Source organism: Rhizobium sp. N324 (genome assembly GCF_001664485.1).
Lineage (GTDB): Bacteria > Pseudomonadota > Alphaproteobacteria > Rhizobiales > Rhizobiaceae > Rhizobium.
The window spans coordinates 2,086,997-2,112,960 of record NZ_CP013630.1 but is presented as its reverse complement, the minus strand read 5'-3'; the positions used below and the strand labels follow the sequence as shown (position 1 = coordinate 2,112,960).

The window sequence follows — 25,964 nt, the reverse complement described above, 5'->3', positions numbered from 1 at the left end:
CCGGTCAGAGACGACCGGGTTTTTTCTTGTTCAGCACGTCGAGAAGGATTTCGGCGGCATGTTCGCCGGGTGGTTTTTTGGTCTGCATGCGCTGCCAGATCAGATCGTAGCCTTCTTTCATCGCCTTGAGCTGGTAGGTGTCGGCCGACAGCCGCTCCATCCAGCGTGCGAGACTTGCACCGCGAAGGATATCGTTCAGATATTCCGGCACGACCGCGTAATCGGCAATCAGGTTTGGCAGCGCGCCGGTCCAGGTCTTGATGGCCGATGTCAGCAGCCGCATGATCCAGTCGACCTTGTAGGCGGAGACGACGGGAACATCGGCCAGCGCCAGTTCGAGGATGACGGTTCCGGATGCCGCCATGGCGGCATCGGCTTCCGCGAAGGCTTGCCATTTTGCTTGCGCACCGACAACGATCTCCGGCTTGACCGCCCAGTTCTCCGTCAATTGGCGGACCAGCGCCTGCCTGTGCGTCACTGTCGGCAGAACAAAGCGCATCGGTCCATTGCGGGCGACAAGTTCGTTTGCCGCCACCTCGAAATGCGGCAGGAGATTCTGGATTTCGGAGGAGCGTGAGCCGGGCAGAAGCAGGATCGTGCGATTGCCGGGCTGCCTGCCGGCGCGCAGGCGCCGGGTCTCCAGCAGCGCAGGGTCGGCGGTCAGGCGATGGCCGACATAGGTGGTTGCCGGCCCGCCGAGGCGCTGCATCGTTGCCGGCTCGAAGGGCAGGACGGCGAGCACATGATCGACATAGGCGAGCATGCGCGTGGCGCGATATTCCTTCCAGGCCCAGACGCTCGGACAGACATAATTGACGACAGGCAGATCGGGCAGCGCGGTGCGCACGCGCTTTGCGACGCGATGGGTGAAATCCGGGCTGTCGATGATGAGCAGAACATCAGGCCTCGCAGCGATGATTTCCGCGGTCGTCCGGCGGATCAACGTATAAAGCTTCGGCAGCCGGCTCAGCACCTGGGTGATGCCCATGATCGACAGCTCGGAGAAATCGAACAGCGATTGCAAGCCTTCCGCCTGCAGTGCCTCACCGCCAACGCCGACAAGTTCCACCGGCCCCGAATGAATCCGCTTCAGGGCGGCGATGAGATCGGCACCGAGCAGATCACCCGACACCTCGCCGGCAATGACGGCAATTTTCAGCGGCGCCCCGTTCATTCGAGCCCCCATGCCGGCAGTCCGCGATCGATGCCGCAGACAAAAAGCCCCGCCTCATCGGCGGCCTTGATGACGGCGGATCGATCGAGCACCAGCGAGCGGCCTGCCTCCACCGCGATGCCGCCGAGACCGGCTTTTCTTGCGTTCAGAATGGTGGAAACGCCGATCGCCGGCAGGTCGGCGCGGATATCCTGTTGCGGCTTGCAGAGCTTGACAAGCGCGCCGCGGCGCCGCGGCGAGATGCGCCCGGCTACTCTGAGACTTGCGACACGGTCCAGCATCTCATCCGTGCCCTCGACACCCTCGAGTGCCACGACGCGCCCGCCGATGCTGATGGCGCCCTGCCCGACATCGAGCCGGCCGAGCATGTCCGCGGCTTCGGCGGCGCGGCGGATATCACGCCGGTCTTCGTCACCCGGCGTTGCTGCGCCAAGCGGACCGACGGAGGCAAGCAGATCGGGCGCGATTTCATGAGCGCCGACGACCCGGCGGCCGTTTCCCTCGATCAGCCGGATGACCATCTGCAGAACGGTGTCGTCGCCACCGGAGAGCAGGGTGCGGATGGCGGCCGGGACCTTCATCAGGATACGCAGCGTCGGGCGCACCTCGCGCCATTCCGGCCGGCGGGCCACGCTGCCCGACATCACCACACGGCCGACGCCATAACGGTTGAACAGCCCGTCAAGAGCGGCGAAATCGCCGATGCCGATGACGGCGTGGTCATAGCCTTCCCAGCGCCGGTCGCTCTCGTCCTTCAGGGCGACGATGACGGGATTTTCACCCGCCGCACGCGCGGCTTCGGCGACATAGGAAGGCAGGAGACCACCGCCGGCAATGATCGCCAGCCGGCCCGTAGCGGTGTCGCCCGATAAAGCCACGGATCAGCCCTTCTGCCCCCGGGTCGGCGAGGACAGGGCGCGATCGCTGTCGGCCGCGATGAAATCGAGGATCCGGACCACCGGCTCGCAATCGGCATATTCGTCGCGGATGGCGGCGGCGTTTTCGCGGACGGAACCCGTTCCTTCGAAGATCGACTTATAGGCGCGGCGCACCCGGTGGATGACGGCGCGTTCGACGCCGGCGCGCGTCATGCCGACGACATTGAGGCCGCTCAGCAGCCCGGGATTGCCGTTCAGCATGCCGTAGGGAATGACGTCGTAACTCACCGCAGAAAGCCCGCCGACGAAGGCCTGACGGCCGACGCGGGTGAATTGGTGAACAGCCGAACCGCCGCCCAGGATGACACGATCCTCGATGACGACATGCCCGGCCAGCATGACGTTGTTCGACATGATCACGTGATTGCCGACCTTGCAGTCATGCGCGACGTGGGAATTGGCCAGGAAAAGGTTGTTGTCGCCGACGATCGTTCGGCCGCCGAAATCGGCCGTGCCGGTGTTCATCGTCACGCCTTCGCGCATCGTGCAGTTGGCGCCGACCGAAAGCGTCGTTTCCTCGCCGCCGTGATGCACGCTCTGGGGATCGCCGCCGATGACGGCCATCGGAAAGATGCGCGTGCCCTTGCCGATCACGGTACGTCCGGTGACGACCGCATGCGACAGGAGCTCGACATTCTCATGCAGGACGACGTGCGGCCCGACATGGCAGAAGGGACCGATCTTGACGCCCTCACCGATCACGGCCCCGTCTTCGACGACAGCCATCGGATGAATACGGGCGCTTTCGGCGATGGTGCTCATGCCTGTTCCTTACGAACGATCATTGCGCCGATATCGGCTTCGGCGACAAGGGCGCCGTCAACCTTGGCGTCGCAATGGAATTTCCAGATATTGCCGCGCTGCTTGTGCTTGGCGACATGGAATTCCACGCGATCGCCGGGAACGACCGGCTTGCGGAAGCGCGCGTTCTCGATGGTCATGAAGTAGACGAGGTTGCCGGGCTGGCCCTCCTTCTTGGCACAGATCGCACCCGCGGTCTGCGCCATGCCCTCGATCAGGAGAACGCCCGGCATGATCGGAGCCTCCGGAAAATGGCCGGTGAAATGCGGTTCGTTCACCGTGACATTCTTGATGCCGATCGCGCTGTTGTCACCGTCGATCTCGATGATCTTGTCGACCATGAGGAAGGGGTAACGATGCGGCAGCAGCTTCATGATCTCGATGATGTCAGCCGAAGAAAGCGTTGTCGTGGCTTCCTCAGTCATTTTCCTTGCCTCCAGGGTTCCGGCCGCGCAACTTGGACTTCGACACTTGTTGTGCGGCCTCTCTCAGATAGTCTTTCAGCGGACGCGCCGGTACACCGCCATATTGCCCGCCGGCGGCAAGATCGGTCATGATACCGCTTTTGGCAGCGATCTGCACGCCGTCGCCGATCGTCACATGGCCCTTGATGCCGGCCTGGCCGCCGATCTGCACGCCATTGCCGATCTTCGTGCTGCCGGCGATGCCGACCTGCGCGACAATGGCGCAATGGCGGCCCATCTGGACGTTGTGGCCGATCTGCACCTGGTTGTCGATCTTGGTCCCCTCGCCGATGACAGTATCGTCCATGGCGCCACGGTCGATCGTGGTATTGGCGCCGATCTCGACATTGTCCTGGATGATCACCCGGCCGATCTGGACGATCTTGATCATGCCACGCGGACCGGGCGCATACCCGAAACCATCCTGGCCGATGCGGACGCCGTTGTGGATGATGACGCCGTTGCCGATCAGCGCGCAGAGAACGCTGGCGCCGGCCGCGATCGAACAATCGCGGCCGATCTTGACGTTCGGGCCGATGACGCTGTTCGCGCCGATCCGTGTGCCTTCGCCGATCTCGGCATGTGCGCCGATAACCGCCAGCGGCTCGACGATCACACCTTTTTCCAGCCTGGCGCTCGGATCGATCACCGCGCTCGGCGCGATCTCGCTTTCACCCAGCGAAATGGCGACCGGACGCAGTGCTGACGGGTAAAACAGGCCGCCTGCCATAGCAAAGGCCGCGTGCGGATTGGACGACAGGATGACCGGAATATGCGGGGGTACGAGATCGACGAGCGCCTTGTCGCAGATCACCGCCGAAGCTTCGCAGGTCGCCAGTTCATCGCGGCTGCGGCGCGACAGGATATAACAGACATCACCCGCCCGCGCCCGGTTGATGGGAGCGACGGAGCGGACGATAACATCGGCGTGGTCGGAATTGGCGAGTTCCGCCCCAAGAAACTCTGCCAGCTCAACGAGCTTCAGACCTTCATGGGGCAGAAAAAAAACGTTTTGCTCCATCGGCAATGCTCCAGAACGGAATTGAGTCTTACAGTTCCGGACTGCCGATATCAGAATTGGTTGTTGATGCCAAACTTGAAGTTCTGCGTCTTGTCGAAGTCTTCCTTGAGAACCGGGATCGCGTAATCCAGGCGCAACGAACCGAAGGGAGACTGCCAGACGACGCCGACACCGACAGAAGCGCGCAGCGAAGCGTCTTCGCCCTCAATGCCGTCACCCCTGAGGTCGACGTCGTTGCCGAACAGCGTGCCGGCATCAGCGAAGACCGCGCCGCGCAGATTGAAGTCACGCGGGAAGCCCGGCATCGGGAAGGTTGCTTCGGCCGATGCCGTGAAATAAGTCGTGCCACCCAGCGGATCGTCGTTGGTGCCGGCAACGCGCGGGCCGATGCCCTTGTTTTCAAAGCCGCGAATGTCGCCGTTGGTCAGCGTGAACTGATCGAAGACGTTCAGATGCTCGCCGAAGCCTACGACATAACCAGCCGAGGCCGAAACCGAGCCGATGATATCGGCATCGTCAGCGAGCAGACGGTAGTAACGGGCCTTGCCGTAGATCTTGTAGAACTGCGAGTCGCCGCCGAGACCGGCGATTTCCTGCGTCGCCGTCGCGTAGATGCCTTCGCGCGGCAGGACGGTGTCATCAAGCGTGTTGTAGGTCAGCGTCTGCGAGATGGAAGACCGCGTCCACGGGCTGTCCTCGACGAGGTGCTGATACGGCGCCGACAGATCGGAAAGATCGTTATTGTCCGCATCATACTTCATCTGCTTGTAGTTATAGCGGAAGGTCGTCGCCAGATCCTCGGTGATCGGCGCGGTGACACGCAGAACGACGCTGGTTTCCTCGTAATCGTAATTGTCGTTGCTCGACGTCTCGCTGTGGTTGACGTCGAAGCCTGCCGCCAGGCGGTAACCAAGGAAATAGGGCTCGGTAAAGCTGACGCCGTAGGCGCGCGACCCTTCCTGACCGCCGCCGGCCGAGATGCGGATGTACTGACCGCGGCCGAGGAAGTTCTTTTCCTCGATGGAGGCTTCAAGCAGCAGGCCGTCGCCGCCAGCGGCATAACCTGCGCCGACACCGAACGAACCTGTCGACTGATCCTGCACGTCGACGACCACCACGACCCGATCCGGTGAACTGCCCGGCTGGGTGGAGATGTTGACGGAGGAGAAATAACCGAGCGCTTCGAGGCGGCGCTTGGCCTTGGTGATCATCTGCTGATTGAAGGCGTCGCCTTCGCTCATATCGAATTCGCGGCGGATCACGTAGTCGCGGGTGCGGCTGTTGCCACGGATTTCGATGCGCTCGACATAGGCGCGCTCGCCCTGGTCGACCAGATACTCGACGCCGATCGTATTGTTGTTGAGGTCGCGGTTACCGCGCGGCGTAACGCGCGCAAAGGGATAACCGGCAGACGCGACCTGATCGGAGATCGCCTCGATCGACTTCTGCACTTCCTTGGCGTTGTAGACATGACCTTCGTGAGTGCGCACGAGCGGCTGCAACTGCTCGGAACCGACGCCTTCGACGGTCGACTGCACAGTCACCGGTCCGAAATTGTAACGCTGGCCTTCTTCGATATTGAAGGTGAGCGTGTATTTGTTGGTCGCGTCGTCGAAGGTCGCGTCAGAAGAGACGATACGCATGTCGGCGTAGCCGCGATTGTAATAGAACTGACGCAGCGCTTCCTCGTCGGCGTGGAGCTTGTCATCGTTATAGACGTCCTTGCGGGTCAGGAACGACAGGAAGTTCGAACGCTTGGTAGCGATGACGGCAGCCAGGCGGCCGGCGCTGTAGGCATTATTGCCGACGAAGTTGATCGAATCGATCTTGGTGCGGTCGCCTTCGTTGATGACGAAGGCAAGGTTGACGCGGCCTTCGCCGAGCGGCACCACCTGCGTCGTCACTTCGACCTCGCTGCGGCCGGTGGCGGCATAGGCTTCCTTGATCGCCTGGATGTCGGCCTGGATCTGGGTGTCGCTATAGGGGCCTGCGGCATGCGTCTGGACGATCGTCGCGAGCTTGTCGTCCTTGATCTTGCGGTTGCCGTTGAAGACCACCTGATTGACGAGCTGGGCTTCCTGGACGTTGACGACCAGCGTGCTTCCGGAGACCGAAATCTTGACGTCGGAGAAGTAACCGGTGCCGTAGAGCTGCTTGACCGAGGCATCGATATCAGTGTTCGAAAAACTCTTTCCGGGAGCGATGGTGAGGTTCGACCGGACGGCTTCCGCGCCGACGCGGCTGGCGCCGCGCACATCGATGCGCTGGATGACCGCGGCTTCAGCAGCCGTAGCGGAAACGAACGTCAAAGCACCTGCGCCCGAAGCAACAACACTAGCAGACAGCGCAACCGCCGATACTGCGTTCAAAAACTTTGAACCAGCCTTCATTTCACCTATTACCTTTTTTTCCCTCGTCCCCGGCTCCGGGAGAGCCCGATTCCGGTCACGTGTGTCGTTTTACCCGCTTTTGACATACAAGCAAGGGAGGTCGTTAATTTCTGTTTACTTCATTTCGAAGCGTGACCCATTCGCCACTACAGCCTTGAAACATCGTAAATAAATAGTAATTCCCTTGCCCTGCGCGTTTACCCTCTGATCGCGCCAACGTCGTTCCAGGTCGTGAAAACCATCAATGTTAGTATCATGGCCAAGCCGATGCGAAATGCGATTTCCTGAGCCTTGGCGCCCAGCGGTTTTCCTCTGACCGCTTCCACCGCATAGAACATCAGGTGGCCGCCATCAAGTACCGGAACCGGCATCAGGTTAAGCAATCCTATCGAAACTGAAAGCATGGCGGCAAGCTGCAACACTGCCCCTATACCAAGCGAAGCCATCTGGCCCGAGGCCTGCGCAACGCGGATCGGCCCGCCCAGTTGATCGGCCCGCATCGTACCGCGGAAAATATTGCCGATATATTTGAAGGTGCCGGTGACGATATCCCGGGTTTCGATCAGACTTTCGCGCAGCGCCTGGAGCGGCGTATAGGTCTGCAGGCGGAAATTGCCGACTTCCTTGCTGGTGACGATGCCGATCTGGCCGACTTCGATCTTGTTGCCGAACTGATCGGTCCTGTCGACGCGTTGCGGCACCATCGGCAAGTCGAGCTTCTGGCCGCCCCGCTCGATGGTGACGACGATCTGCTGGCTTGGGCGGATGCCGACATAACGGCGTACGTCGTCGAAGGTCTCGACCTTGCCGCCGTCGATGGCGACCAGGAGATCGCCCGGAAGGATGCCGGCGGCAGCCGCCACGCCATCCGGCGTGACCTCGGAAACGACCGGATCGGCGACCGAACGGCCGTAGATCGAGAACAGAATGGTGAAGATGGCAATCGCCAGCAGAAAATTGGCAATCGGGCCAGCGGCGACCGTCGCGGCGCGTTTCCACAGCTTTGCGCCGGCGAAGGAACGCGCCCTGTCCTCTTCGGACATGGCGGCGAGCTTGTCGCTGTCGGGCTTGCTGGACGCGTCTTCGTCACCAAAGAACCGCACGTAGCCGCCAAGCGGGACCACCGAGATCTTCCAGCGCGTTCCATGGCGGTCGGTGAAGCCGAAGACCTCCGGGCCGAAACCGACTGAAAAGGCAAGGATGCGGATACCGCTCCAGCGGCCGACGAGGTAGTGGCCCATCTCGTGCACGAAGACGAGCAGCGAAAGCACGAGGATGAAGGTGACGATATTCCCCATCAGGAATGCGTATATATCGGCCATCACTTCTATCAGTTCCTTCCGTCAGGCTGCCGCGTCGTCAAAGGCCGAACAAGGCCGCGCCGAGCGACGTCATCGCAGTCCCCTTTATCAGGGAAAATAATCCAGCAAGCAAGAACGCCGAAAAACAGGCGAAAATCAGTCCGTCGACACGGTCCATCACGCCGCCATGCCCCGGAATGAGACGGCTTGAATCCTTGACGCCGAATTTCCGCTTGATGAACGATTCAAACAGATCTCCCGACTGGCTGCAAACCGAGAAAACGAGGGCTGCGACGGCTGCGATGAGTTCAGCGCCAGGAAGGAGAAAATGGACGAGAACGACGCCGGCCGCGACCGCCGAAACGGCGCCGCCGATTGCGCCCGACCAAGTCTTTCCCGGCGAAATCGAAGGGGCAAGCTTCGGTCCGCCAAGCGCCCTGCCGACGAAATAAGCAAGGATGTCGGTTGCCCAGACCACGGCAAAGACGAAGAGCATGGCGTAAAGGCCGGGCTGGTCATCGCTGCGGATGGCGGCGAGCGCTAGGCCCGTGGCACCGGCATAAAACAGGCCCACCGGCAACCAGCGGCTTGTGCCGTGCAGGATGATCAGCGCGATGCCGACGGCGGTGACGCCGGCCAGCATGCCGGCGGCGAATTCGAAATTGCCGACAAGCACGAGGAAGGCAACCGCCGCCTGGCCGATCCAGCCGACCGCGTTGGCGACCCAATCACGCGCGATGCCGGTTATTGTCGACCATTCATAATAGATCAGCAGGCCGATCACGGCCGCCAGGACGCGGAAGGCAAACCCGCCATACCAGGTGGCGGCAAGAACGACGGCCGCAAGAATCAGTCCCGAAACGATGCGGAGCTTCAATTCCTGCTGCATCAGGTGCCGACCGCGGCTGCCTGCGACGACAGGCCGCCGAAGCGCCGGTCGCGGGAGGCGAACTTCTCGAGCGCCGAGCGGAAGATCTCCGGGCTGAAATCCGGCCAATATTCCGGAACGAAGATGAATTCCGAATAGGCAGCCTGCCAGAGAAGAAAATTGGAAAGCCGCTCCTCGCCGCTGGTGCGGATGATGAGATCGGGATCGGGGATACCGGCCGTGTCGAGACGGGCGTTGATCAGCGAGGGCGTGATATCCTGCGCCCTCAGGCGGCCGGCCTCGACGTCCCGCGCCAGACTCACCGCGGCCCGGGAGATCTCGTCGCGCGAGCCGTAGTTGAAGGCGATGACCAGCGTCAGCGCCGTATTGTCCTTGGTGGTCTCCTCCGCCTCGAGCAGCAGGCCGAGAATGTCGCTGCGCAGGCTGTGGCGGTCGCCGATCACCTTGATCCGCACATTCTGGCGATGCAGTTCGGCAAGGTCACGGCGGATGAAAGCCTTGAGCAGACCGAGCAGATCGGAGACCTCGGCCTCCGGCCGGCGCCAGTTCTCCGAGGAGAAGGCAAACAGGGTCAGATATTTTATGCCGGCCGCGCCGGCGGCGCGCACTGTCTCGCGGACCGCCTCGACGCCCTTGCGATGGCCCATCGTGCGCGGCAGGCCGCGCTGCTTGGCCCAACGGCCATTGCCGTCCATGATGATGGCAACATGCTCTGGCACAGTCACAAATACAGATTCCGACATTTCCCGTCCGGTCTTTCCAGGCAAAGGCACAGATCCACTAGACCTGCATGATTTCCTTTTCCTTCTCGCCAAGCAAGCGGTCGATTTCGGAAATCGTCTCGTCCGTCATCTTCTGTACGCGTTCCGACTGCGCCCTGCCCTCGTCCTGGCCGATTACGCCGTCCTTTTCGGCCTTCTTAAGGCCGTCCATGCCGTCGCGGCGGACATGGCGAATCGCGACCTTGCTCTTTTCCGCATAATCATGAGCCACCTTGACGAGCGACTTGCGGCGCTCCTCGTTCAGCTCCGGCAGCGGGATGCGCAGGCTCTGGCCGTCGACGATCGGGTTGAGGCCGAGATTGGATTCGCGGATACCGCGCTCGACGGCGCTGACCATCGACTTGTCCCAGACGGAAACCGACAGCATACGCGGCTCGGGCACGGTGATGTTGGCGACCTGGTTCAGCGGCATGCGCGAACCATAGGCCTCGATCGTGACCGGATCGAGGATGTTGGCCGAAGCACGGCCGGTGCGCAGCGATGCGATGTCGCTCTTGAATGCGGAAACCGCGCCATCCATGCGGCGCTTCAGTTCCTTGATGTCGATACCTTCACTCATGTCGATGCTCCCGTATAAAGCGCGTCGCGATGGTTGCGCCCGATAAAGCGGCGCAGTCTATTTCAATTGTCGGAGACGATGGTCTTGAGGCCACCGCCCGTCAGGATTTCGGTAAAACCGCCTTTCTCGTGGATCGAGAAGACGATGATCGGAATGGAATTCTCCCTGGCGAGCGCCACGGCGGCAACGTCCATCACCGCAAGCCCCCTGTCCAGCACTTCCTGGTGAGTCAGGCGGTCGAGGCGGGTCGCATCGGGATATTTCTTCGGGTCGGCGGTGTAGATGCCGTCCACCTGCGTGCCTTTGAAGATCGCTTCGGCGCCCATTTCGGCGGCGCGCAGTGCCGCAGCCGAATCGGTGGTGAAGAAGGGGTTGCCGGTGCCGCCGGCAAAGATCACCACACGTCCCATCGACAGATGATAGAGGGTCGCACGCTGCGAAAAGCTCTCGCAGATCTCGGGCATGGAGATGGCCGAAAGCACCACCGTGTCGATGTTCAGCTTGCGCAGCGAGGTCGCCAGCGCCAGTGCATTGATGATGGTGCCGAGCATACCCATGTGGTCGCCGGTGACCCGGTCGCCGCCCTTGGACGCCACCGCGACACCGCGGAAAATATTGCCGCCACCGACGACGACGCCGACTTCCACGCCCATATGCCTTGCCGCGGCGATATCGGATGCAATACGGTCCGCCACCGTGACATCGATCCCGAAACCCTGGCTACCCATGAGCGCTTCGCCGGAAGCCTTGAGTAGAACGCGTTTATAGACAGGCTCTAAAGACATCTTGGCTCCTCGTAAATTGCCGTGAGTGCCCGATACACGAAGGGCACCGCGTTGTCACGCGATGCCCTTCGTGTTTTCAGAATTATGGCTGGAAGATCAACCCTTGACGGCAGCCGCGACTTCGGCTGCGAAATCGGTCTCTTCCTTCTCGACGCCTTCGCCGAGCAGAAGGCGGGCCATGCCGGCGACTTCGATCGGCGCACCAACGGCCTTTTCAGCTTCCTTGACGGCGGCTGCGACGGTCAGATCCGGATTGATGACGAAAGCCTGCGAGAGAAGAGCGACTTCCTCGAAGAACTTGCGCATGCGGCCGTCAACCATCTTCTCGATGATGTTGTCCGGCTTGCCGGAGGCGCGCGACTGCTCGATGAAGACGTTGCGCTCGCGCTCGGCGACGGCGGCATCGACTTCCTCAGGGCGGATCGCCAGCGGTGCGGTCGCGGCGATGTGCATGGCAACCTGGCGGCCGATCGCGTTCAGAGCCTCCTTGTCGCCGGTCGACTTCAGCGCGACGAGAACGCCGAGCTTGCCGAGGCCGTCGGAAACGGCATTGTGGATATAGGTGGCGACGACGCCGTCCTCGACGGAGAGCGCAACCGAGCGGCGCAGGTTCATGTTCTCGCCGATCGTTGCGATCGCGTCCTTGATCGTGTCGGAAACGGACTTGCCGGATGCCGGGTATGTCGCAGCCGCAACGGCGTCGACGGTGCCGTTTGTGGAGACGGCGACCTTGGCAATGCCGCGGACGAGATCCTGGAAGGCATCGTTGCGGGCGACGAAGTCGGTTTCGGAATTGACTTCGACGACAACGGCCTTGGTGCCCTGGCTCGAAACGCCGATGAGGCCTTCGGCGGCGGTGCGGCCCGACTTCTTGTCGGCCTTGGCGATGCCCTTGGCGCGCAGCCAGTCGATCGCGGCTTCCATGTCGCCGCCGGTCTCAGCAAGAGCCTTCTTGCAGTCCATCATGCCTGCGCCGGTCTTTTCGCGCAGTTCCTTCACCATTGCAGCCGTAATCTCGCTCATTAGCTTCCTCTTGTCGGTTCATACGGTGGGCCGCAAAGCGCGGCGCGGCACCGGATTGAGGCACGAAATGTACCTGTATGTATGACAGCGTGATGAAGACGCGTCATAACGAAACTTATCTGGCAAAGAGCCTGATGCCCCCGCCATGAAACAGGCAAGGCCGCCGAACTTCGATGAGTCGCGAGCGGCCTTTCCAGTCATGCAAGCTTTGGCGGAACCTTCGCTCCGCCGGCTTTCATCAGCCTTCGGCTGCTTCTTCGAGCGCCGGTTCAACCGGAAGCTCGGAGGACGCGCCGAGATCGCGGCCGGAAGAGCCCTGCTGACGGGCGATGCCGTCGATGGCAGCGCGGGAGATCAGTTCGCAATACAGAGCGATGGCGCGCGATGCGTCGTCGTTGCCCGGGATCGGATAGTCGATCAGGTCCGGATCGCAGTTCGAATCGATAATGGCGACGACCGGGATGCCGAGGCGCTTGGCTTCGTCGATCGCGATCTTTTCCTTGTTGGTATCGATGATGAACATCAGGTCCGGCGTGCCGCCCATATCGCGGATACCGCCGAGAGCCTTGTCGAGCTTTTCGCGCTCGCGCTCGAGGTTCAGGCGTTCCTTCTTGGTGAAGCCCTGGGCTTCGCCGTTGAGGATCTCATCGAGCTTGCGCAAGCGCTGGATCGAGTTGGAGATCGTCTTCCAGTTCGTCATCATGCCGCCGAGCCAGCGCGAGTTGACGTAGTACTGGGCCGAACGCTTGGCGCTGTCGGCGATGATCTCGGACGCCTGGCGCTTGGTGCCGACGAAGAGAACGCGGCCGCCGCGGGCAACGGTGTCGCTGACGACCTGCAGGGCGCGCGACAGCATCGGAACGGTCTGAGCCAGGTCGATGATGTGGATGTTGTTACGATCGCCGAAGATGTACGGCTTCATCTTCGGGTTCCAGCGGTGCGTCTGGTGGCCGAAGTGGACGCCTGCTTCGAGAAGCTGACGCATAGAGAAATCGGGCAATGCCATGCCTTTGTATCCTTTTCCGGTTGAACCTCCGCAAGGCGAACAGCATCCTCTTCGAAGATGCCACCGGGCGGAACGATCCGGATTTCTCCCGGACAATCCCATGCCTTACGTGTGGAATGCCGCTGCCCATACATTCGATTTGACGCAAAAGCAAGGCTTACGCAGAAAAATCCCGGAATTCGCCTGGCGGCCAGAGATATGGGATAATGAAGAGCTGGATGGTTGGCTTGCGAATGCCGCGCTCAGCCATCGAAGCGCGTGTCGCAGCTTCCCTACTTGCAGGCCTCGGCCTTGCGGTCGAGCAGTTCGAGCTTGGCGAGTTTTCCGGTCAGAACGAAATCGCCGTAATCCATCGTCAGGTCGCGGGTGATGCCGTTCTCATAGAGCTTGAACGACATGCGGTAGACCGGCAAGGCGTCCGATTTCGCATTTTCGTTGAAATAGGCGATCGTCACCGGCCAGAAGGCCGTCTTGGAGAAAGCGCCGGCATTGCCGGCATCGGCCTCCTCGGCAACCGGCGTCTCCTGCTTACCGACGATCGTCGTCGTCACCAGCGACTTGTCGCCGTCGTCGGAGCCGTCGAAGACGCGAGCCTCGAAGAAGCGCTTGCCGGCCTTGGCGTTCTGAATCACGTCGAGCATATGTTCGGTCGGGAACCGGCTTTCGGCAAGCTGCAGTTCGCGGCTCGACGGCTGCTTGAGAGCAACCTTGACGCCATCCGGCTGATCCTGAGCCGCACCGTTGACCTCCTTGTCGAGCTGTTCGTCGGTGAAGGATTTGGTGTCGAAGGTGAACTTGCCGTCTTTGAGGTTCTCGAAGGTCTTGGTCTGCTGGTCGCTGACGCGCACACTGTCGCCGGTGTCGATCTGCGTCACGAAGCGGAAGTTGGTGGTGAAGCCCTGGCAATAGCTGCCGTCGAACTCATAGACCATGCGACCGTACATGCCGGAGATGCCGGAGCGGTCCGAAGCATCCTTGAGTTCCAGATCGTAGACCGCGCGATGTGCGACGAGGCCGGTCGCGATCGCAGCGCTTACCGCGGGCGCAGCCGCCCATGCATTGGCGGAAACGCTGGCGAGAAGCAGAGCGACAAGACCTGATCGGAACATTCATTAACTCCTGTTGGACTCGGTCGCGATGTTATAAGAACGCTTTCGGCCAAATCGAGGCTCGAACCTGTCATATTAAAGATTCTAGTCTTGATGCATAATTTTTGAAGAATTGACAACAAAAGTGGAGACGAAAATGTCCGATGAAATTGCAAAGCGCCTGACTGAGATGGGGATAACCCTGCCCGAAGCCGCAGCCCCTGCTGCAAATTACGTTCCCTACGTCATCAGCGGCAATCTTCTCTATATCTCCGGCCAGCTGCCGCTCGAAGGCGGCAAGATCGCCGTCTCCGGCCATCTCGGCAAGACGGTCGACGTTGGCGCGGGCCAGCGCGGCGCCGAACTCTGCGCCATCAACATCCTTGCCCAGGCAAAGGCAGCACTTGGCGGCGATCTCGGCCGTATCCGACGCGTCATCAAGCTGAACGGCTTCGTCGCCTCGGCGCCCGATTTCATCGAGCAGCATCTCGTCATCAACGGCGCTTCGAACCTGATTGCCGGCGTGCTCGGCGAGGCCGGCAAACATGCGCGCGCCGCCGTCGGCATGGCCGCCCTGCCGCTGAACGCCGCCGTCGAGATCGATGCTATCATGGAAATCGCAGAATGACCAATGCTGCCTGGATCCGGGATGTGCCGGTCGCCCATCGCGGCTATCACGACCTCAACAAACTCGTCTGGGAAAATACGCTCTCGGCCTTCTCGCGCGCAGTCGAAGCGGGCTTTGCGATCGAATGCGATCTGCATTACGCCTCCGACGGCGTGCCGGTCGTCTTTCACGACGAGGACCTGCAGCGACTCTGCAATCTCCCCGGCGACATCCGCGAGCGCACCTCCCGGGAGCTCGGACTGATCGCTGTCGGCGGCACTGGAGACAAGGTGCCGACACTCAGCCAGCTCCTCGATCTCGTGCAGGGCAGGGTGCCGCTGGTGCTGGAGCTCAAGGGCCGCGAGGCTGACGACGAGGGTTTCGCCGAAGCCGTGCTCGAGGTGCTTGAGGCCTATGAGGGCAAGGTGGCGCTGATGAGCTTCGACCACTGGCTGCTGCGCGATCTGAAGGCGCTTGGCGCACCCTACCCCCTCGGGCTGACCGCCAATGGCAACACGCCGGAGCAATTCGCCACGCATGCCAAGGCGATGGAGATCGGTCTCGATTTCATCTCCTATTATTATGACGACCTGCCGAATGCCTTCATATCAGGCGAACGCGAAAAGGGTATTCCCGTCATCACCTGGACGGTGCGCGACGAGGAGGCGCGCCGACGGACCTTCGCCAATGCGGACCAGATGACCTTCGAAGGCTTCGACCCGCGTGTGGCGGTTTGACGCTCGCTTTTTGGCCAAGATCATGCGCAGATTGAGGAAAGCCGAAACCGCCCGCCCACAGGCTTCGCATCCGCCCCATGACCGATGACCTCACCATTCGCGTAGAACGCTCCTTCACTGCGATTTCCCCGGAGAGCTGGGCCAGGCTTGCCGGGGCGTCGAAGAGCGGCACGACGCTTGCCTACAACCCCTTCGTTTCACACGCCTTTTTATCGTCGCTTGAGGAGTCCGGTTCTGCCGATGCCGAGACCGGCTGGCTCGGCCACCACCTGCTGCTCGAGACCGATCGCGGCGAACTGATCGGCGCCCTGCCCGGCTATCTCAAAAACCACAGCCGGGGCGAATATGTCTTCGATCACGGCTGGGCCGATGCCTTCGAGCGAGCCGGCGGGCATTATTACCCCAAACTTCAGTGTTCCATTCCGTTCACGCCGGCGACAGGCCCGCGCCTTCTCGTCGCCGAGGACTTGCCGCGGCTGCCTGTCCAAAGCGCGATTGCCGAAAGCCTGAAGGAGGTCGTGCGCCGGCTCGGCGTCTCCTCGGCCCATATCACCTTCGTGCCGGATGAGGAGATCGGCGTCTTCGAGATGGACGGCTATCTGCACCGCACCGACCAGCAGTTCCATTTCATCAATGACGGCTATGCCAATCACGAGCAGTTTCTCGAAACGCTTGCTTCGCGCAAACGCAAGGCGTTGCGCAAGGAGCGCCGCGCCGCGCTGGAAAACGGCATCAGCATCGACTGGCTGACCGGCAGCGACCTGACCGAACGCATCTGGGATCAGTTCTTCAAATTCTACATGGATACCGGCGGGCGCAAATGGGGCCGTCCCTACCTCACCCGCAAGTTCTACTCGCTGATCGGCGAGCGCATGGCCGACGACATCCTGCTGGTCATGGCCAAGCGCGACGGGCGCTATATCGCCGGTGCGATCAACTTCATCGGCGGCGATACGCTCTATGGCCGTCACTGGGGCTGCATCGAGGATCATCCCTTCCTGCATTTCGAAGTCTGCTATCACCAGGCGATCGACTTCGCCCTATCGAAAGGGTTGAAGCGGGTCGAAGCCGGTGCCCAGGGCGAACATAAGCTCGCGCGCGGCTACCTGCCGGTGACGACGCATTCGGCCCATTATGTCGCCCATGCCGGCCTTCGCCGGGCGATCGGCGATTATCTCGCCCGCGAGCGCGCCGATGTCGAACAGATGAGCGAACTGCTCGTCGAGCACAGCCCGTTCCGCAAGGGCGAGCGCCAGCAGGAGGATTGACGCCGCCCTGCCGGCCGCGTTACCCGATCAACGACTGCACGAAGAGGAGATTTCGCGATGACCAGCGCCTATGACGACAACAATATCTTCGCCAAGATCCTGCGCGGCGAAATTCCCTCGCACCGGATCTATGAAGACCAGCATACCGTCGCCTTCATGGATGTGATGCCGCAGGCGCCAGGCCATGTGCTGGTCGTTCCGAAAGCAGCGTCGCGCAATATTCTTGACGCCGATCCCGCCACCCTCACCCATGCCATTGGCGTCGTCCAGAAGGTCGCCAATGCGGTCAAGGACGTCTTCGACGCCGACGGCGTGTTCATCGCCCAGTTCAACGAACCGGCCGCCGGGCAGACGGTCTTTCATCTGCACTTCCACGTCATCCCGCGCCATGAGGGCACCGCACTCAAGCCGCACTCCGGCAAGATGGAGGACAGCGCCGTGCTTGCCGCCCATGCCGAAAAGCTCCGGGCGGCACTGGCGTAGGGTAGCACGTGACGTGTTTCAGGGTAGCGCAACGCACTGGAGCGTCGTTGCGGACCGTTTAACGGCATCGATTACCTTCAGGCTTTCCCATCCCTCTCGTCCGCTGACCAGCGGCTCTTCGTGGCCTCGTATGACCTTGCAGAACTGCCGCATCTGAGGAAGGAGGGACCCTTGGTTTCGACGTCAATGCGCTTCCGGACGAAGGGCTTCAGTCGTTCTTCGTGGTCTTTAGCATTGTTGCGACGCGCCGTATACCGAGCTGGTAGCCTTCCGTTCCAAGGCCGGCGATTACGCCGTCCGCCCGGTGGGAGACAAAGGAATGATGGCGGAAGCTTTCGCGCTTATGCACGTTGGAGATATGGATCTCGATGACGGGTCCTTCGAAGGTATTCAGAGCGTCGAGGATAGCAAGCGACGTGTGCGTGAATGCAGCTGGATTGATCACGATGCCGCCTCCATTCTCACGCGCTTCATGGATCCAGTCGATGAGTTCGTATTCGCGGTTGCTCTGGTGGAAGCGGAGTTCGTGTCCGAGTTCCGATGCCAGCCTCCGGCAGGCGGCCTCGACGTCGGCCAACGTCTCGTGGCCGTAGATTTGAGGCTGGCGCTTGCCCAGTAAGTTGAGGTTTGGGCCGTTGAGAACATAGATTAGGCTCATTGCAATTATCCTTGTGAAAGTGCCGACGAGTTCAGGCGAATGCTATTTCCTGGAATGCGAAATTCATCGGACTCGTAGAGATCGGGGTGAAGCCCCAGCCGCCCTTCCTGCAATGCGGGGGCTGCGACATCGTGCGCTGCGTCGAGAACCGCTTTCAACAGCTCTCGTTTGGTTTCCGCCGGTCGTCCGGGAGCCATGCGCACGATTATTTGAATGAAGTGATTGTCGGCATGTTCGTTACCGACGCAGGAGAAAATCGCTTCTCTGGCAAATGTGCGAACTATAGTAGGCTTGACCAAGCCCCCGTCACGGACTCGGCGATGCCCGGCTCTGGTCAGCTCGTCAATAACGACGCGTTCGGCAGCGCCCGGTTGTTGTCCATTTTGACAGCTCTACCGGATCAGTGATGGGCTAGTATCTCGCCGAACCTCAAAGCAACTCCGGGGCGCGGTCAAAGACCGCACAAAATCGAATGTCTAACCCATGCATGATTTCCTCCTTCCGGTGCGGATCATTTGCATCCGCGCCGGACTATCGATCTGGTCTGACCATTCTTTCCGCGCAGCTGAAGAGATGTTTAAGGTGTACCTCCGGCGCCATGGATCCGACCAGAGGCACCTCCACCGAGATGGAAGCGGCGGTGCCGACCGCAGCGACCAAATCGCCCAGCGGCAGCTCCCCCTCGCCTGGAGGCAGTCGGCCGCTTCTTGCTTCCGCGATCATTTCCTCCGGCGTTGTCGGCGCCTGACCGGCTACGTCGCATAGTTGAACATGTTTCACCTTGTCGAGGTTGGCCCGCAAGTCTGCCAGAGCCGCGCCGTTCCTGAAGAAATGAAGGCCATCGACGAGAACGCCGGCATTCTCCATCGCCGCCCCTGTCACGAGGTCGATGCTATCTTCAAAGGCTTTGACCACCCGCCAGCCCATGTTTTCGATGTCGACCGCCAACCCATAACGTCCCGCGTGGGCGCAGAAATCCGAAAAGTTCGATAACAGTCTGGCATGATCCGGATCGTCACCACAGACGCTGAGCCGACGCGCTCCAATATTCGCTGCAGCGGCGAGGGTCGCCTCTACCGACGACGCGTCGAAAGAGGGATCGATTACGAAGAACTCGATATCGAAGACCTCTACTTCTTCACCGGCAAGCACAGCCTTCAACTCGTCGGCTGCTGTGCTACCGACAGGCAGTTCATAGTAGGGTGCACCGGGAAAGGCTGGATGGAGCCTTAGGCCGATCCTGGAGAAACCTGCGCGTCCGGCGATCTTTGCGAACGCCGAGGGGGACAGCATTATAGACGAGAAGTGCGCGACGCCGATCGGGACCGCCGACTTTGCTCTTGAGACGGCCATCATACGACACCTTTCGTCGCAAGGTGGTTTCGAAGATTGGTTCCGGTGCGGTGGATGTGCTGTCGCAGCTTCTCGCAGGCATATTCAACGTCGCGTGCCACGGCGCCCTGCGCAATCTCGCTGTGTTCCTGACCTACATTGCGGTCCCCGGAGGTGCGGATAAGGAAGGCACGGCGGTATCGGTCGTTTAGATTCAGCAGAAGATTGCAGAAGTGAAGAAGCAAGGGCTTGCCACAGCCCGAGATTAAGGTGAGGTGGAAGTCGCGGTGCAGCCCTTCCCAGTATTCCAGCGTTTCGGGACGGGCGGCATCGCGCTCAGTGCGGTTCAGACGATGGAGCGCACGCATGATGTTGCCCTCCCACTCGACGTCGCCGACGCGAATAGATTCGCGTAGCGCGAAGACCTCGATCTCTTCCCGCAGGGTCGTAACTTCTTCGAGATTGGCAAGCGAGATCGGCGCGACGCGGTAGCCGCGATTGTCCTGAAACTCAACCAACCCGTCGGAAATGAGTCGGGCCAAGCCTTCTCGCAACGGGCTCAGGCTGACGTTGAACGTTTTTCGCGCCTTGTCGAGATTGATCTTGCTGCCCGCCTCCAGTTCGCCGGAAATGATCGCCTCTCGAAGACGCAATGCGAGCTGGCTGCCGATCGTGTTTTTTCCATCGTCGGCGAAAGCAGCTGATGGCGCGTCTTCTACTGTCGGTGCGCCACGGGCGCCGTCGCCACTCGAGTCCATCTTTCCTCCGGTCCAACTTTCGATGATCGATATAATAAACGATTATTTCCGTCAACTTTCTGCTGACAAAAGTGGCTTAATTTCCCGGAAATGCACAGACTTTAAAGTTTTGATATTAAGAATCAATATTCTAACTCCTCATCAGCAGGCGGAAAGGAAAAACGCACCGCCGGGGTCGCGCCCCCTCAACTTGACAAATAATCGATTATTCCAGTATTTGAGCCTGATGAGGAGGTGGCAGCATGCCAATCAGAACTGAGAGCGAGTTGACGCCTGCCGTCCTCACCGTGATGAACCGCACCGAGGATCCCAGGCTGCGTGAAATACTCGTTGCTGTGGTGAAGCATCTCCACGCGTTCGTACGGGAGGTCAGGCTTTCGGAAGCTGAATTCCGCGAGGCCACGGCTGTCCTCAACGAAATTGGCCGATTGCAGACTGATAGTCACAACGAGTTCGTGCTGATGGCAGGGTCGCTCGGCGTCTCTTCGCTCGTCTGCCTGCTCAATAACGGTGACAAGGGGCAGACGGAGACGTCGCAATCGTTGCTCGGACCATTCTGGCGGCTTAACTCTCCGCGAGTCGAAAATGGTGGAACCATCATCCGGTCCGAGACTCCAGGCACGCCTTTGTTCGTGCATGCGAAGGTGATCGATCGGGAGGGCAAGTCGGTAACAGGCGCCGAGGTCGACGTGTGGCATGCGTCGCCTGTCGGTCTTTACGAAAACCAGGATCCCGACCAGGCAGAAATGAACCTCCGTGGGAAGCTCACCACGGACCAAGAGGGCCGCTTCTGGTTCAGGACGGTCAAAATGGTTGGCTATGCGATTCCTGTCGACGGGGTCGTAGGTCGGCTTCTCAACGCGCAAGGCCGTCACCCCCATCGACCCGCCCATTTGCACGCGCTCATCTTTAAGCAGGGATACAAGACACTCATCTCGCAGGTCTTCGACCCGAGCGATCCGAACATCGACTCCGACGTGCAGTTTGGCGTGACCGGGGCGTTGACCGGCGACTTCGTCCGACATGAAGAGCCACACCCGTCCGATGCGGACATCTCAGGGCCGTGGTTCTCGCTCGACTACACCTATGTCATGGAGCCGGGTGAGGCCACCCTGCCGCGCCCTCCGATCAAATAGCGAAACCCAACAGAGCCAAAATCATGATCACGGAAAAGGAACGCCAGGAGGCAGCCGACGCGCTGCTGAAGGCCGAAGTCGAACGCAAACCAATCGTCCAGCCAAGCAAGACATACCCGAACCTGGAACTCGAAGACGCCTACAATATACAAGCGCTCTGGGCGCAGGCGCGGGTTGCCAAGGGCGCGCGGATGGTCGGCCACAAGATCGGACTGACGTCGCGAGCAATGCAGATGGCCTCGAAAATGACGGAGCCCGACTACGGCGTGATTCTCGACGACGCTCTCTTCAACGATGGAGCGCAGATCAAAGCGAATCTGTTCATCAAGCCTCGTCTCGAAGTCGAACTCGCATTCGTAATGGGTGAGGATCTTGAAGGTCCAAGCACCCGTATATATGACGTCATGAGGGCAACCGAATTTGTCGTTCCAGCTCTCGAAATCATCGACTATCGAACCGAAGTGCCAAGAGCGATCACCGACACGATCGCCGACAACGCGGCTTTCGGAGCGATCATCGTGGGTGGTCGTATCGTTCGGCCTATGGATGTTGATATCCGCTGGGTCGGCGCGACGCTTTCGAAAAATGGCATCATCGAGGAGTCGGGCGTTTCCGCTGCCATCATGGGGCATCCAGCCGCTGGACTCGCATGGCTCGTGAACAAGCTCCATGCTGTGGGAGGTGGCTTGAAGAAGGGCCAGATCGTTCTTGCCGGATCGTTTACCCGCCCCGTGGATATCGCCAAGGGCGATGTCATCCAGGCCGATTACGGGCCGATCGGCTCCATCGGCGTTTCGTTCGTGTGAGGTGGCGATGGAACTCCCCGTCAATCACTTTAAACGAAAGCTTCTGGCTGGGCAGAGCCAGATTGGTCTATGGTGCGGCCTTCCGGGAAGCTACGCAGCGGAAATCGTGGCGCCGGCAGGCTTCGACTGGTTGCTGTTCGACACCGAGCACTCTCCCAGCGACGTCCTCACCGTCCTGCCTCAATTGCAGGCGGTCGCGCCCTATAAAGTTTCTCCCGTTGTGCGCCCTGCCTTCAACGACCCTGTGCTGATCAAGCGGTTCCTGGACGTCGGCGTACAGACGCTACTCGTTCCATATGTGCAGAATGAAGAGGAGGCGATGGCCGCCGTAGCAGCGATACGGTATCCGCCGCGCGGGATTCGCGGTGTCTCCGCGTTGACGCGTGCGACCCGTTTCGGGCGCGTTTCGAACTACGCACGGATCGCGGACCAGGAGATGTGCCTTCTTCTTCAAATCGAGACCCGGGAAGCGCTCGATCATCTCGAGTCTATCGCCGCTGTCGAAGGAGTGGACGGCATCTTCATCGGCCCGGCTGATCTCGCGGCGAGCTTTGGCCATCCTGGTCAACCGGGCCACCCTGAAGTAGTTGTGGCGATCGAGGACGCGATAAGGCGCTTGAAGGCGCTTGGAAGGCCGACGGGCATACTCACCTCCGACGAGAAGTTCGCAGCCCGCTGCATTTCGCTGGGGACGCTGTTTACCGCAGTCGGTGTGGACGTGGCCCTACTTGCAAGAGGATCCGAGGCACTCGCGGCCAGGTTCGCATCTTAGGGAATTCGAAGATGTCGACGCGGAAGCAGATTTTGGCTGAGATAGCGCCGACCGGCGCGATCAAGGCCCCCGTCAATATGTCAAATGCGGCGTTGGTCCGATGGGACGATGAGGCGGGCGCCTTGGTCGGTCCCGTCGCCCAGGTAGCCCACAAGATCGCCGAACAGTTGGATTGCGGCCTCTCTCTGATCCAGTACGGCTCGGCCGCCGGCATACTTGCCGATGCAGACGGCGATGAGTGGGACATCGCTTTCATTGCCTCGGATCCATCAAGAGCCGACCGCTTCTCCTTCTCACCCCCTATACATCTCCGTCAAAGCGACCTATCTCGTGCCTGACAGTTCGTCCTTCCGGCGTGTCCAACTTGTCGGATCCCAGTGTGACGCGGCTGCTGGATTGACCGAATCTCATCCAAACTTCGGGGCGCATTTCGGGCTTCCGGCTCGTGGAAGGAGCATTCTCCGTAATCCCCCAGACGATCGCCGTGCGTAAAACGTCCGTTCATGCCTCAGCTTTTTTCGCAGGTTTTGTACGCCATTTGCGTGGCCCCATATCCGGCACCGGTGACGATGATGGAGAAGATCTCCAATGATCGTGGCGTGTGATACGAATGGGCTCCGTGTGCAATAATTTAGAGCCGAAAATCAAAAAGGCCGCAGTGACGCGGCCCTTTCCGGTTCAACGACGAAAGCTCATTTCTTGCGCGGAACCTTCGGAACCGCGCTTCCCTTCTTGGGCGCGTCACGGACCTCGGGCTCGGCCTGCGGGACCGTCTTGGCGCGGGTCTTGGGCGCCGCCTTGGTCTTCAGCTCGCCATCGCCCTCGCCGTCGGTTTCGGGATGAGCGACTTCGGCTTCCGGCTTCGGCTTGATCGGCGCCGTATCCGGGATGGCCTCCAGCACGATGCCGGGCTTGCCGTCTTCCTTCGGACCGACGGTGACGTTGACGACGCCGCCCTTCTTCAGCTTGCCGAAGAGGATTTCGTTGGCAAGCGGCTTCTTGATCGTGTCCTGGATCACGCGGGCCAGCGGGCGGGCGCCCATCTTCTCGTCGTAACCCTTTTCCGACAGCCAGGCGATCGCATCCTCATGCAGGTCGAAGGTGACGTTCCTTTCGGAAAGCTGGGCCTCCAGCTGCATGATGAACTTCTGCACGACCTTGTGAATGACGGCCGTCGGCAGCGCCGCGAAGGGAATGATCGCATCGAGACGGTTGCGGAATTCCGGCGTGAACAGGCGGGTGAGCGCCTCCTCGTCCTCGCCGGTGCGTTTTGACGAGCCGAAGCCGATCGCCGCCTTGGCCATTTCGGACGCGCCCGCATTCGTCGTCATGATCAGGATGACGTTGCGGAAGTCGATCTTCTTGCCGTTATGGTCGGTCAGCGTGCCGTGGTCCATGACCTGAAGCAGGATATTGTAGATATCCGGATGCGCCTTCTCGATTTCGTCGAGCAGGACCACGCAATGCGGATGCTGGTCGACGCCATCTGTGAGAAGACCGCCCTGGTCGAAACCGACATAGCCGGGAGGTGCGCCGAGCAGACGCGAGACCGTGTGGCGCTCCATATATTCTGACATGTCGAAGCGCAGCAGCTCGACGCCGAGCGACGAGGCCAGTTGCTTTGCCACCTCGGTCTTGCCGACGCCGGTCGGACCGGAGAAGACATAGGCGCCGATCGGCTTGTTCGGCTCGCGCAGGCCGGCGCGCGCCAGCTTGATCGAGGTCGACAGGGCTTCGATGGCGATATCCTGGCCGTAGACGACCGACCGCAATTCCTGCTCGAGATTGGCAAGCACCGCTTCGTCGTCCTTCGACACGGTCTTCGGCGGAATGCGCGCCATCGTCGCGACCGTCGCTTCGATCTCCTTTTCGGTGATCAGCTTGCGGCGCTTCGAGGGCGGCAGCAGCATCTGGGCAGCACCGGTTTCGTCGATCACGTCGATTGCCTTGTCCGGCAGCTTGCGGTCGGAGATGTAGCGGGCCGACAGTTCGACGGCCGACTTGATGGCATCGTTGGAATAACGCAGATGGTGGTATTCCTCGAAATAGGGCTTCAAGCCCTTCATGATCTCGATCGCATCATCGATCGACGGCTCGCTGACGTCGATCTTCTGGAACCGGCGGACCAGCGCTCGATCCTTTTCGAAGAACTGACGGTATTCCTTGTAGGTGGTCGAACCGATGCAGCGGATCGCGCCAGATGACAGAGCCGGCTTCAAGAGGTTCGATGCATCCATCGCGCCGCCTGAGGTGGCGCCCGCACCGATCACCGTGTGGATTTCGTCGATGAACAGCACCGCACCCGGATATTCTTCCAGTTCCTTGACGACCTGCTTCAGGCGCTCCTCGAAATCGCCACGGTAGCGCGTGCCGGCAAGCAGCGTGCCCATGTCGAGCGAGAAGATCGTCGCATCGGCGAGCGCTTCGGGAACCTTGCCTTCGACGATGCGCTTGGCCAGGCCTTCGGCGATCGCCGTCTTGCCAACGCCGGGATCACCGACATAGAGCGGATTGTTCTTCGAACGGCGGCACAGGATCTGGATGGTGCGGCTTACCTCGGCGTGACGGCCGATCAGCGGGTCGATCTTGCCGCCCTTGGCCTTCTCGTTGAGATTGACGCAATAGGCCTTGAGCGCATCCTGCTGCTTCTTGGGGCCGCCCTCTTCCTCACCGCCGCGGGCGGTTGGCTTGCTGCTCTCGGCTTCCTCCTCGGCGCCGCGCGGGGGGCGCGCTTCCGAAGCGCCCGGGCGCTTGCCGATGCCGTGGGAGATATAATTGACGGCGTCGTAGCGGGTCATCTCCTGCTCCTGCAGGAAATAGGCGGCATGGCTTTCCCGCTCGGCGAAGATCGCGACGAGCACGTTGGCGCCGGTCACTTCTTCACGTCCGGACGACTGCACATGGATGACGGCACGCTGGATGACACGCTGGAAGCCGGAGGTCGGCTTCGAATCCTCGTCATACCCGGTGATCAGATTGGAGAGTTCATTATCGACATATTCGACGAGCGTCTTGCGCAGCACGTCGAGATCGACATTGCAGGCGCCCATGACCGCGGCCGCATCGGCATCGTCGATCAGGGCGAGCAGCAGATGCTCGAGCGTCGCATATTCGTGATGCCGCTCGTTGGCAAAGGTCAGTGCCTGATGGAGCGCCTTCTCTAAACTAGGCGAAAATGTTGGCACG

General features: G+C 60.8%; 26 protein-coding genes and 1 pseudogene. 8 read left to right on the top strand and 19 right to left on the bottom strand.

Translation table 11 applies throughout. The annotated features are described in order from the left end of the window. Window positions 1–4: 4 nt before the first annotated feature. The 14 genes from lpxB to AMK05_RS10170 form a co-directional block, all read right to left on the bottom strand. Window positions 5–1,174 carry a lipid-A-disaccharide synthase gene (lpxB, locus tag AMK05_RS10235; protein ID WP_064838356.1) on the bottom strand — a complete coding sequence of 390 codons (1,170 nt, stop codon included), beginning with the start codon at window positions 1,172–1,174 and terminating at the stop codon, window positions 5–7. Beyond that, window positions 1,171–2,052, bottom strand: a complete 882-nt coding sequence (locus AMK05_RS10230) for an LpxI family protein (protein WP_064838355.1) — start codon at window positions 2,050–2,052, stop codon at window positions 1,171–1,173. The genes lpxB and AMK05_RS10230 overlap by 4 nt, the downstream gene beginning before the upstream one ends. Window positions 2,053–2,055: 3 nt before the next feature. Next, window positions 2,056–2,874, bottom strand: coding sequence for an acyl-ACP--UDP-N-acetylglucosamine O-acyltransferase (gene lpxA, locus AMK05_RS10225; protein WP_064838354.1), 819 nt, complete (start codon window positions 2,872–2,874; stop codon window positions 2,056–2,058). Next, the gene (gene fabZ, locus AMK05_RS10220) at window positions 2,871–3,338 is read right to left on the bottom strand and encodes a 3-hydroxyacyl-ACP dehydratase FabZ (RefSeq protein ID WP_003586669.1); all 468 of its coding nucleotides are present in this window, start codon (window positions 3,336–3,338) and stop codon (window positions 2,871–2,873) included. Before fabZ ends, lpxA begins: the two co-directional genes overlap by 4 nt. Beyond that, a complete protein-coding gene (gene lpxD, locus AMK05_RS10215; RefSeq protein ID WP_064838353.1) occupies window positions 3,331–4,398 on the bottom strand; it encodes a UDP-3-O-(3-hydroxymyristoyl)glucosamine N-acyltransferase in 1,068 nt (355 codons plus the stop codon). The genes fabZ and lpxD overlap by 8 nt, the downstream gene beginning before the upstream one ends. A gap of 50 nt (window positions 4,399–4,448) precedes the next feature. Further along, window positions 4,449–6,788, bottom strand: a complete 2,340-nt coding sequence (bamA, locus tag AMK05_RS10210; RefSeq protein ID WP_064838352.1) for an outer membrane protein assembly factor BamA — start codon at window positions 6,786–6,788, stop codon at window positions 4,449–4,451. Between the two features lie 197 nt (window positions 6,789–6,985). Continuing rightward, window positions 6,986–8,110, bottom strand: coding sequence for an RIP metalloprotease RseP (rseP, locus tag AMK05_RS10205; protein ID WP_064838351.1), 1,125 nt, complete (start codon window positions 8,108–8,110; stop codon window positions 6,986–6,988). Between the two features lie 37 nt (window positions 8,111–8,147). Beyond that, a complete protein-coding gene (locus AMK05_RS10200; protein ID WP_064838350.1) occupies window positions 8,148–8,978 on the bottom strand; it encodes a phosphatidate cytidylyltransferase in 831 nt (276 codons plus the stop codon). Next, a complete protein-coding gene (locus tag AMK05_RS10195; RefSeq protein ID WP_064838349.1) occupies window positions 8,978–9,721 on the bottom strand; it encodes an isoprenyl transferase in 744 nt (247 codons plus the stop codon). The genes AMK05_RS10200 and AMK05_RS10195 overlap by 1 nt, the downstream gene beginning before the upstream one ends. 37 nt (window positions 9,722–9,758) lie before the next feature. Then, on the bottom strand, window positions 9,759–10,319 hold the full coding sequence (gene frr, locus AMK05_RS10190; RefSeq protein ID WP_003586677.1) for a ribosome recycling factor: 561 nt from the start codon (window positions 10,317–10,319) through the stop codon (window positions 9,759–9,761). A 62-nt stretch (window positions 10,320–10,381) separates the two neighbouring features. Continuing rightward, window positions 10,382–11,104, bottom strand: coding sequence for a UMP kinase (pyrH, locus tag AMK05_RS10185; protein WP_064838348.1), 723 nt, complete (start codon window positions 11,102–11,104; stop codon window positions 10,382–10,384). A 96-nt stretch (window positions 11,105–11,200) separates the two neighbouring features. Next, window positions 11,201–12,127 (bottom strand): translation elongation factor Ts, encoded by a 927-nt coding sequence (gene tsf / locus AMK05_RS10180; protein WP_003586678.1) that lies wholly within the window; start codon window positions 12,125–12,127, stop codon window positions 11,201–11,203. 238 nt (window positions 12,128–12,365) lie between these two features. Then, window positions 12,366–13,133: a 30S ribosomal protein S2 gene (rpsB, locus tag AMK05_RS10175; protein WP_003559062.1), complete on the bottom strand. Its 768-nt coding sequence runs from the start codon at window positions 13,131–13,133 to the stop codon at window positions 12,366–12,368. A 272-nt stretch (window positions 13,134–13,405) separates the two neighbouring features. Then, window positions 13,406–14,242, bottom strand: coding sequence for a cell envelope integrity EipB family protein (locus tag AMK05_RS10170; RefSeq protein WP_064838347.1), 837 nt, complete (start codon window positions 14,240–14,242; stop codon window positions 13,406–13,408). Window positions 14,243–14,378: 136 nt separating this feature from the next. On the opposite strand from AMK05_RS10170, the gene AMK05_RS10165 reads away from it, so the two are divergent. The 4 genes from AMK05_RS10165 (at window position 14,379) to AMK05_RS10150 (ending at window position 17,316) form a co-directional block, all read left to right on the top strand. After that, window positions 14,379–14,849 carry a RidA family protein gene (locus AMK05_RS10165; protein WP_064838346.1) on the top strand — a complete coding sequence of 157 codons (471 nt, stop codon included), beginning with the start codon at window positions 14,379–14,381 and terminating at the stop codon, window positions 14,847–14,849. Next, window positions 14,846–15,565, top strand: a complete 720-nt coding sequence (locus AMK05_RS10160; RefSeq protein WP_064838345.1) for a glycerophosphodiester phosphodiesterase — start codon at window positions 14,846–14,848, stop codon at window positions 15,563–15,565. Before AMK05_RS10165 ends, AMK05_RS10160 begins: the two co-directional genes overlap by 4 nt. A 77-nt stretch (window positions 15,566–15,642) precedes the next feature. Beyond that, complete coding sequence (locus AMK05_RS10155) at window positions 15,643–16,833, top strand: GNAT family N-acetyltransferase (RefSeq protein WP_064838344.1); 1,191 nt, start codon at window positions 15,643–15,645, stop codon at window positions 16,831–16,833. A gap of 57 nt (window positions 16,834–16,890) precedes the next feature. Next, window positions 16,891–17,316, top strand: coding sequence for an HIT family protein (locus AMK05_RS10150; protein ID WP_064838343.1), 426 nt, complete (start codon window positions 16,891–16,893; stop codon window positions 17,314–17,316). 208 nt (window positions 17,317–17,524) lie between these two features. On the opposite strand, the gene aroQ is transcribed toward AMK05_RS10150, so the two are convergent. From aroQ to AMK05_RS10130, 4 genes and pseudogenes are all read right to left on the bottom strand, one after another. Next, the gene (gene aroQ / locus AMK05_RS10145; RefSeq protein WP_064838342.1) at window positions 17,525–17,974 is read right to left on the bottom strand and encodes a type II 3-dehydroquinate dehydratase; all 450 of its coding nucleotides are present in this window, start codon (window positions 17,972–17,974) and stop codon (window positions 17,525–17,527) included. Window positions 17,975–18,005: 31 nt separating this feature from the next. Next, window positions 18,006–18,321, bottom strand: a pseudogene (locus AMK05_RS33215) (5-carboxymethyl-2-hydroxymuconate Delta-isomerase). A 184-nt stretch (window positions 18,322–18,505) separates the two neighbouring features. Then, complete coding sequence (locus tag AMK05_RS10135; RefSeq protein ID WP_064841329.1) at window positions 18,506–19,327, bottom strand: sugar phosphate isomerase/epimerase family protein; 822 nt, start codon at window positions 19,325–19,327, stop codon at window positions 18,506–18,508. Then, window positions 19,327–20,064, bottom strand: coding sequence for a GntR family transcriptional regulator (locus AMK05_RS10130; RefSeq protein WP_064838340.1), 738 nt, complete (start codon window positions 20,062–20,064; stop codon window positions 19,327–19,329). The genes AMK05_RS10135 and AMK05_RS10130 overlap by 1 nt, the downstream gene beginning before the upstream one ends. Before the next feature lie 242 nt (window positions 20,065–20,306). Between AMK05_RS10130 and AMK05_RS10125 the strand changes: the two genes are divergently transcribed. The 4 genes from AMK05_RS10125 to AMK05_RS35520 are packed head-to-tail and all read left to right on the top strand — an operon-like array spanning window position 20,307 to window position 23,116. Beyond that, window positions 20,307–21,200, top strand: coding sequence for a dioxygenase family protein (locus AMK05_RS10125; protein ID WP_064838339.1), 894 nt, complete (start codon window positions 20,307–20,309; stop codon window positions 21,198–21,200). Between the two features lie 23 nt (window positions 21,201–21,223). After that, window positions 21,224–22,006 (top strand): 2-oxo-hept-4-ene-1,7-dioate hydratase, encoded by a 783-nt coding sequence (gene hpaH, locus AMK05_RS10120; protein WP_064838338.1) that lies wholly within the window; start codon window positions 21,224–21,226, stop codon window positions 22,004–22,006. A 7-nt stretch (window positions 22,007–22,013) separates the two neighbouring features. After that, complete coding sequence (gene hpaI / locus AMK05_RS10115; protein ID WP_064838337.1) at window positions 22,014–22,778, top strand: 4-hydroxy-2-oxoheptanedioate aldolase; 765 nt, start codon at window positions 22,014–22,016, stop codon at window positions 22,776–22,778. Window positions 22,779–22,789: 11 nt separating this feature from the next. Further along, on the top strand, window positions 22,790–23,116 hold the full coding sequence (locus tag AMK05_RS35520) for a hypothetical protein (RefSeq protein ID WP_237352206.1): 327 nt from the start codon (window positions 22,790–22,792) through the stop codon (window positions 23,114–23,116). A 354-nt stretch (window positions 23,117–23,470) separates the two neighbouring features. Here the strand turns inward: AMK05_RS35520 and clpA are convergent, their stop codons facing one another. Next, window positions 23,471–25,963: an ATP-dependent Clp protease ATP-binding subunit ClpA gene (clpA, locus tag AMK05_RS10105; RefSeq protein ID WP_064838336.1), complete on the bottom strand. Its 2,493-nt coding sequence runs from the start codon at window positions 25,961–25,963 to the stop codon at window positions 23,471–23,473. Window position 25,964 lies beyond the last annotated feature (1 nt).

What these genes read in the sequence shown, in the direction of transcription:
- lpxB (WP_064838356.1), bottom strand. Translation starts at nt 1,174, where the DNA reads ATGAACGGGGCGCCGCTGAAAATTGCCGTCATTGCCGGCGAGGTGTCG.
- lpxA (WP_064838354.1), bottom strand. Translation starts at nt 2,874, where the DNA reads ATGAGCACCATCGCCGAAAGCGCCCGTATTCATCCGATGGCTGTCGTC.
- fabZ (WP_003586669.1), bottom strand. Translation starts at nt 3,338, where the DNA reads ATGACTGAGGAAGCCACGACAACGCTTTCTTCGGCTGACATCATCGAG.
- lpxD (WP_064838353.1), bottom strand. Translation starts at nt 4,398, where the DNA reads ATGGAGCAAAACGTTTTTTTTCTGCCCCATGAAGGTCTGAAGCTCGTT.
- bamA (WP_064838352.1), bottom strand. Translation starts at nt 6,788, where the DNA reads ATGAAGGCTGGTTCAAAGTTTTTGAACGCAGTATCGGCGGTTGCGCTG.
- rseP (WP_064838351.1), bottom strand. Translation starts at nt 8,110, where the DNA reads ATGGCCGATATATACGCATTCCTGATGGGGAATATCGTCACCTTCATC.
- AMK05_RS10200 (WP_064838350.1), bottom strand. Translation starts at nt 8,978, where the DNA reads ATGCAGCAGGAATTGAAGCTCCGCATCGTTTCGGGACTGATTCTTGCG.
- AMK05_RS10195 (WP_064838349.1), bottom strand. Translation starts at nt 9,721, where the DNA reads ATGTCGGAATCTGTATTTGTGACTGTGCCAGAGCATGTTGCCATCATC.
- frr (WP_003586677.1), bottom strand. Translation starts at nt 10,319, where the DNA reads ATGAGTGAAGGTATCGACATCAAGGAACTGAAGCGCCGCATGGATGGC.
- pyrH (WP_064838348.1), bottom strand. Translation starts at nt 11,104, where the DNA reads ATGTCTTTAGAGCCTGTCTATAAACGCGTTCTACTCAAGGCTTCCGGC.
- tsf (WP_003586678.1), bottom strand. Translation starts at nt 12,127, where the DNA reads ATGAGCGAGATTACGGCTGCAATGGTGAAGGAACTGCGCGAAAAGACC.
- rpsB (WP_003559062.1), bottom strand. Translation starts at nt 13,133, where the DNA reads ATGGCATTGCCCGATTTCTCTATGCGTCAGCTTCTCGAAGCAGGCGTC.
- AMK05_RS10170 (WP_064838347.1), bottom strand. Translation starts at nt 14,242, where the DNA reads ATGTTCCGATCAGGTCTTGTCGCTCTGCTTCTCGCCAGCGTTTCCGCC.
- AMK05_RS10165 (WP_064838346.1), top strand. Translation starts at nt 14,379, where the DNA reads ATGTCCGATGAAATTGCAAAGCGCCTGACTGAGATGGGGATAACCCTG.
- AMK05_RS10160 (WP_064838345.1), top strand. Translation starts at nt 14,846, where the DNA reads ATGACCAATGCTGCCTGGATCCGGGATGTGCCGGTCGCCCATCGCGGC.
- AMK05_RS10155 (WP_064838344.1), top strand. Translation starts at nt 15,643, where the DNA reads ATGACCGATGACCTCACCATTCGCGTAGAACGCTCCTTCACTGCGATT.
- AMK05_RS10150 (WP_064838343.1), top strand. Translation starts at nt 16,891, where the DNA reads ATGACCAGCGCCTATGACGACAACAATATCTTCGCCAAGATCCTGCGC.
- aroQ (WP_064838342.1), bottom strand. Translation starts at nt 17,974, where the DNA reads ATGAGCCTAATCTATGTTCTCAACGGCCCAAACCTCAACTTACTGGGC.
- AMK05_RS10135 (WP_064841329.1), bottom strand. Translation starts at nt 19,327, where the DNA reads ATGGCCGTCTCAAGAGCAAAGTCGGCGGTCCCGATCGGCGTCGCGCAC.
- AMK05_RS10130 (WP_064838340.1), bottom strand. Translation starts at nt 20,064, where the DNA reads ATGGACTCGAGTGGCGACGGCGCCCGTGGCGCACCGACAGTAGAAGAC.
- AMK05_RS10125 (WP_064838339.1), top strand. Translation starts at nt 20,307, where the DNA reads ATGCCAATCAGAACTGAGAGCGAGTTGACGCCTGCCGTCCTCACCGTG.
- hpaH (WP_064838338.1), top strand. Translation starts at nt 21,224, where the DNA reads ATGATCACGGAAAAGGAACGCCAGGAGGCAGCCGACGCGCTGCTGAAG.
- hpaI (WP_064838337.1), top strand. Translation starts at nt 22,014, where the DNA reads ATGGAACTCCCCGTCAATCACTTTAAACGAAAGCTTCTGGCTGGGCAG.
- AMK05_RS35520 (WP_237352206.1), top strand. Translation starts at nt 22,790, where the DNA reads ATGTCGACGCGGAAGCAGATTTTGGCTGAGATAGCGCCGACCGGCGCG.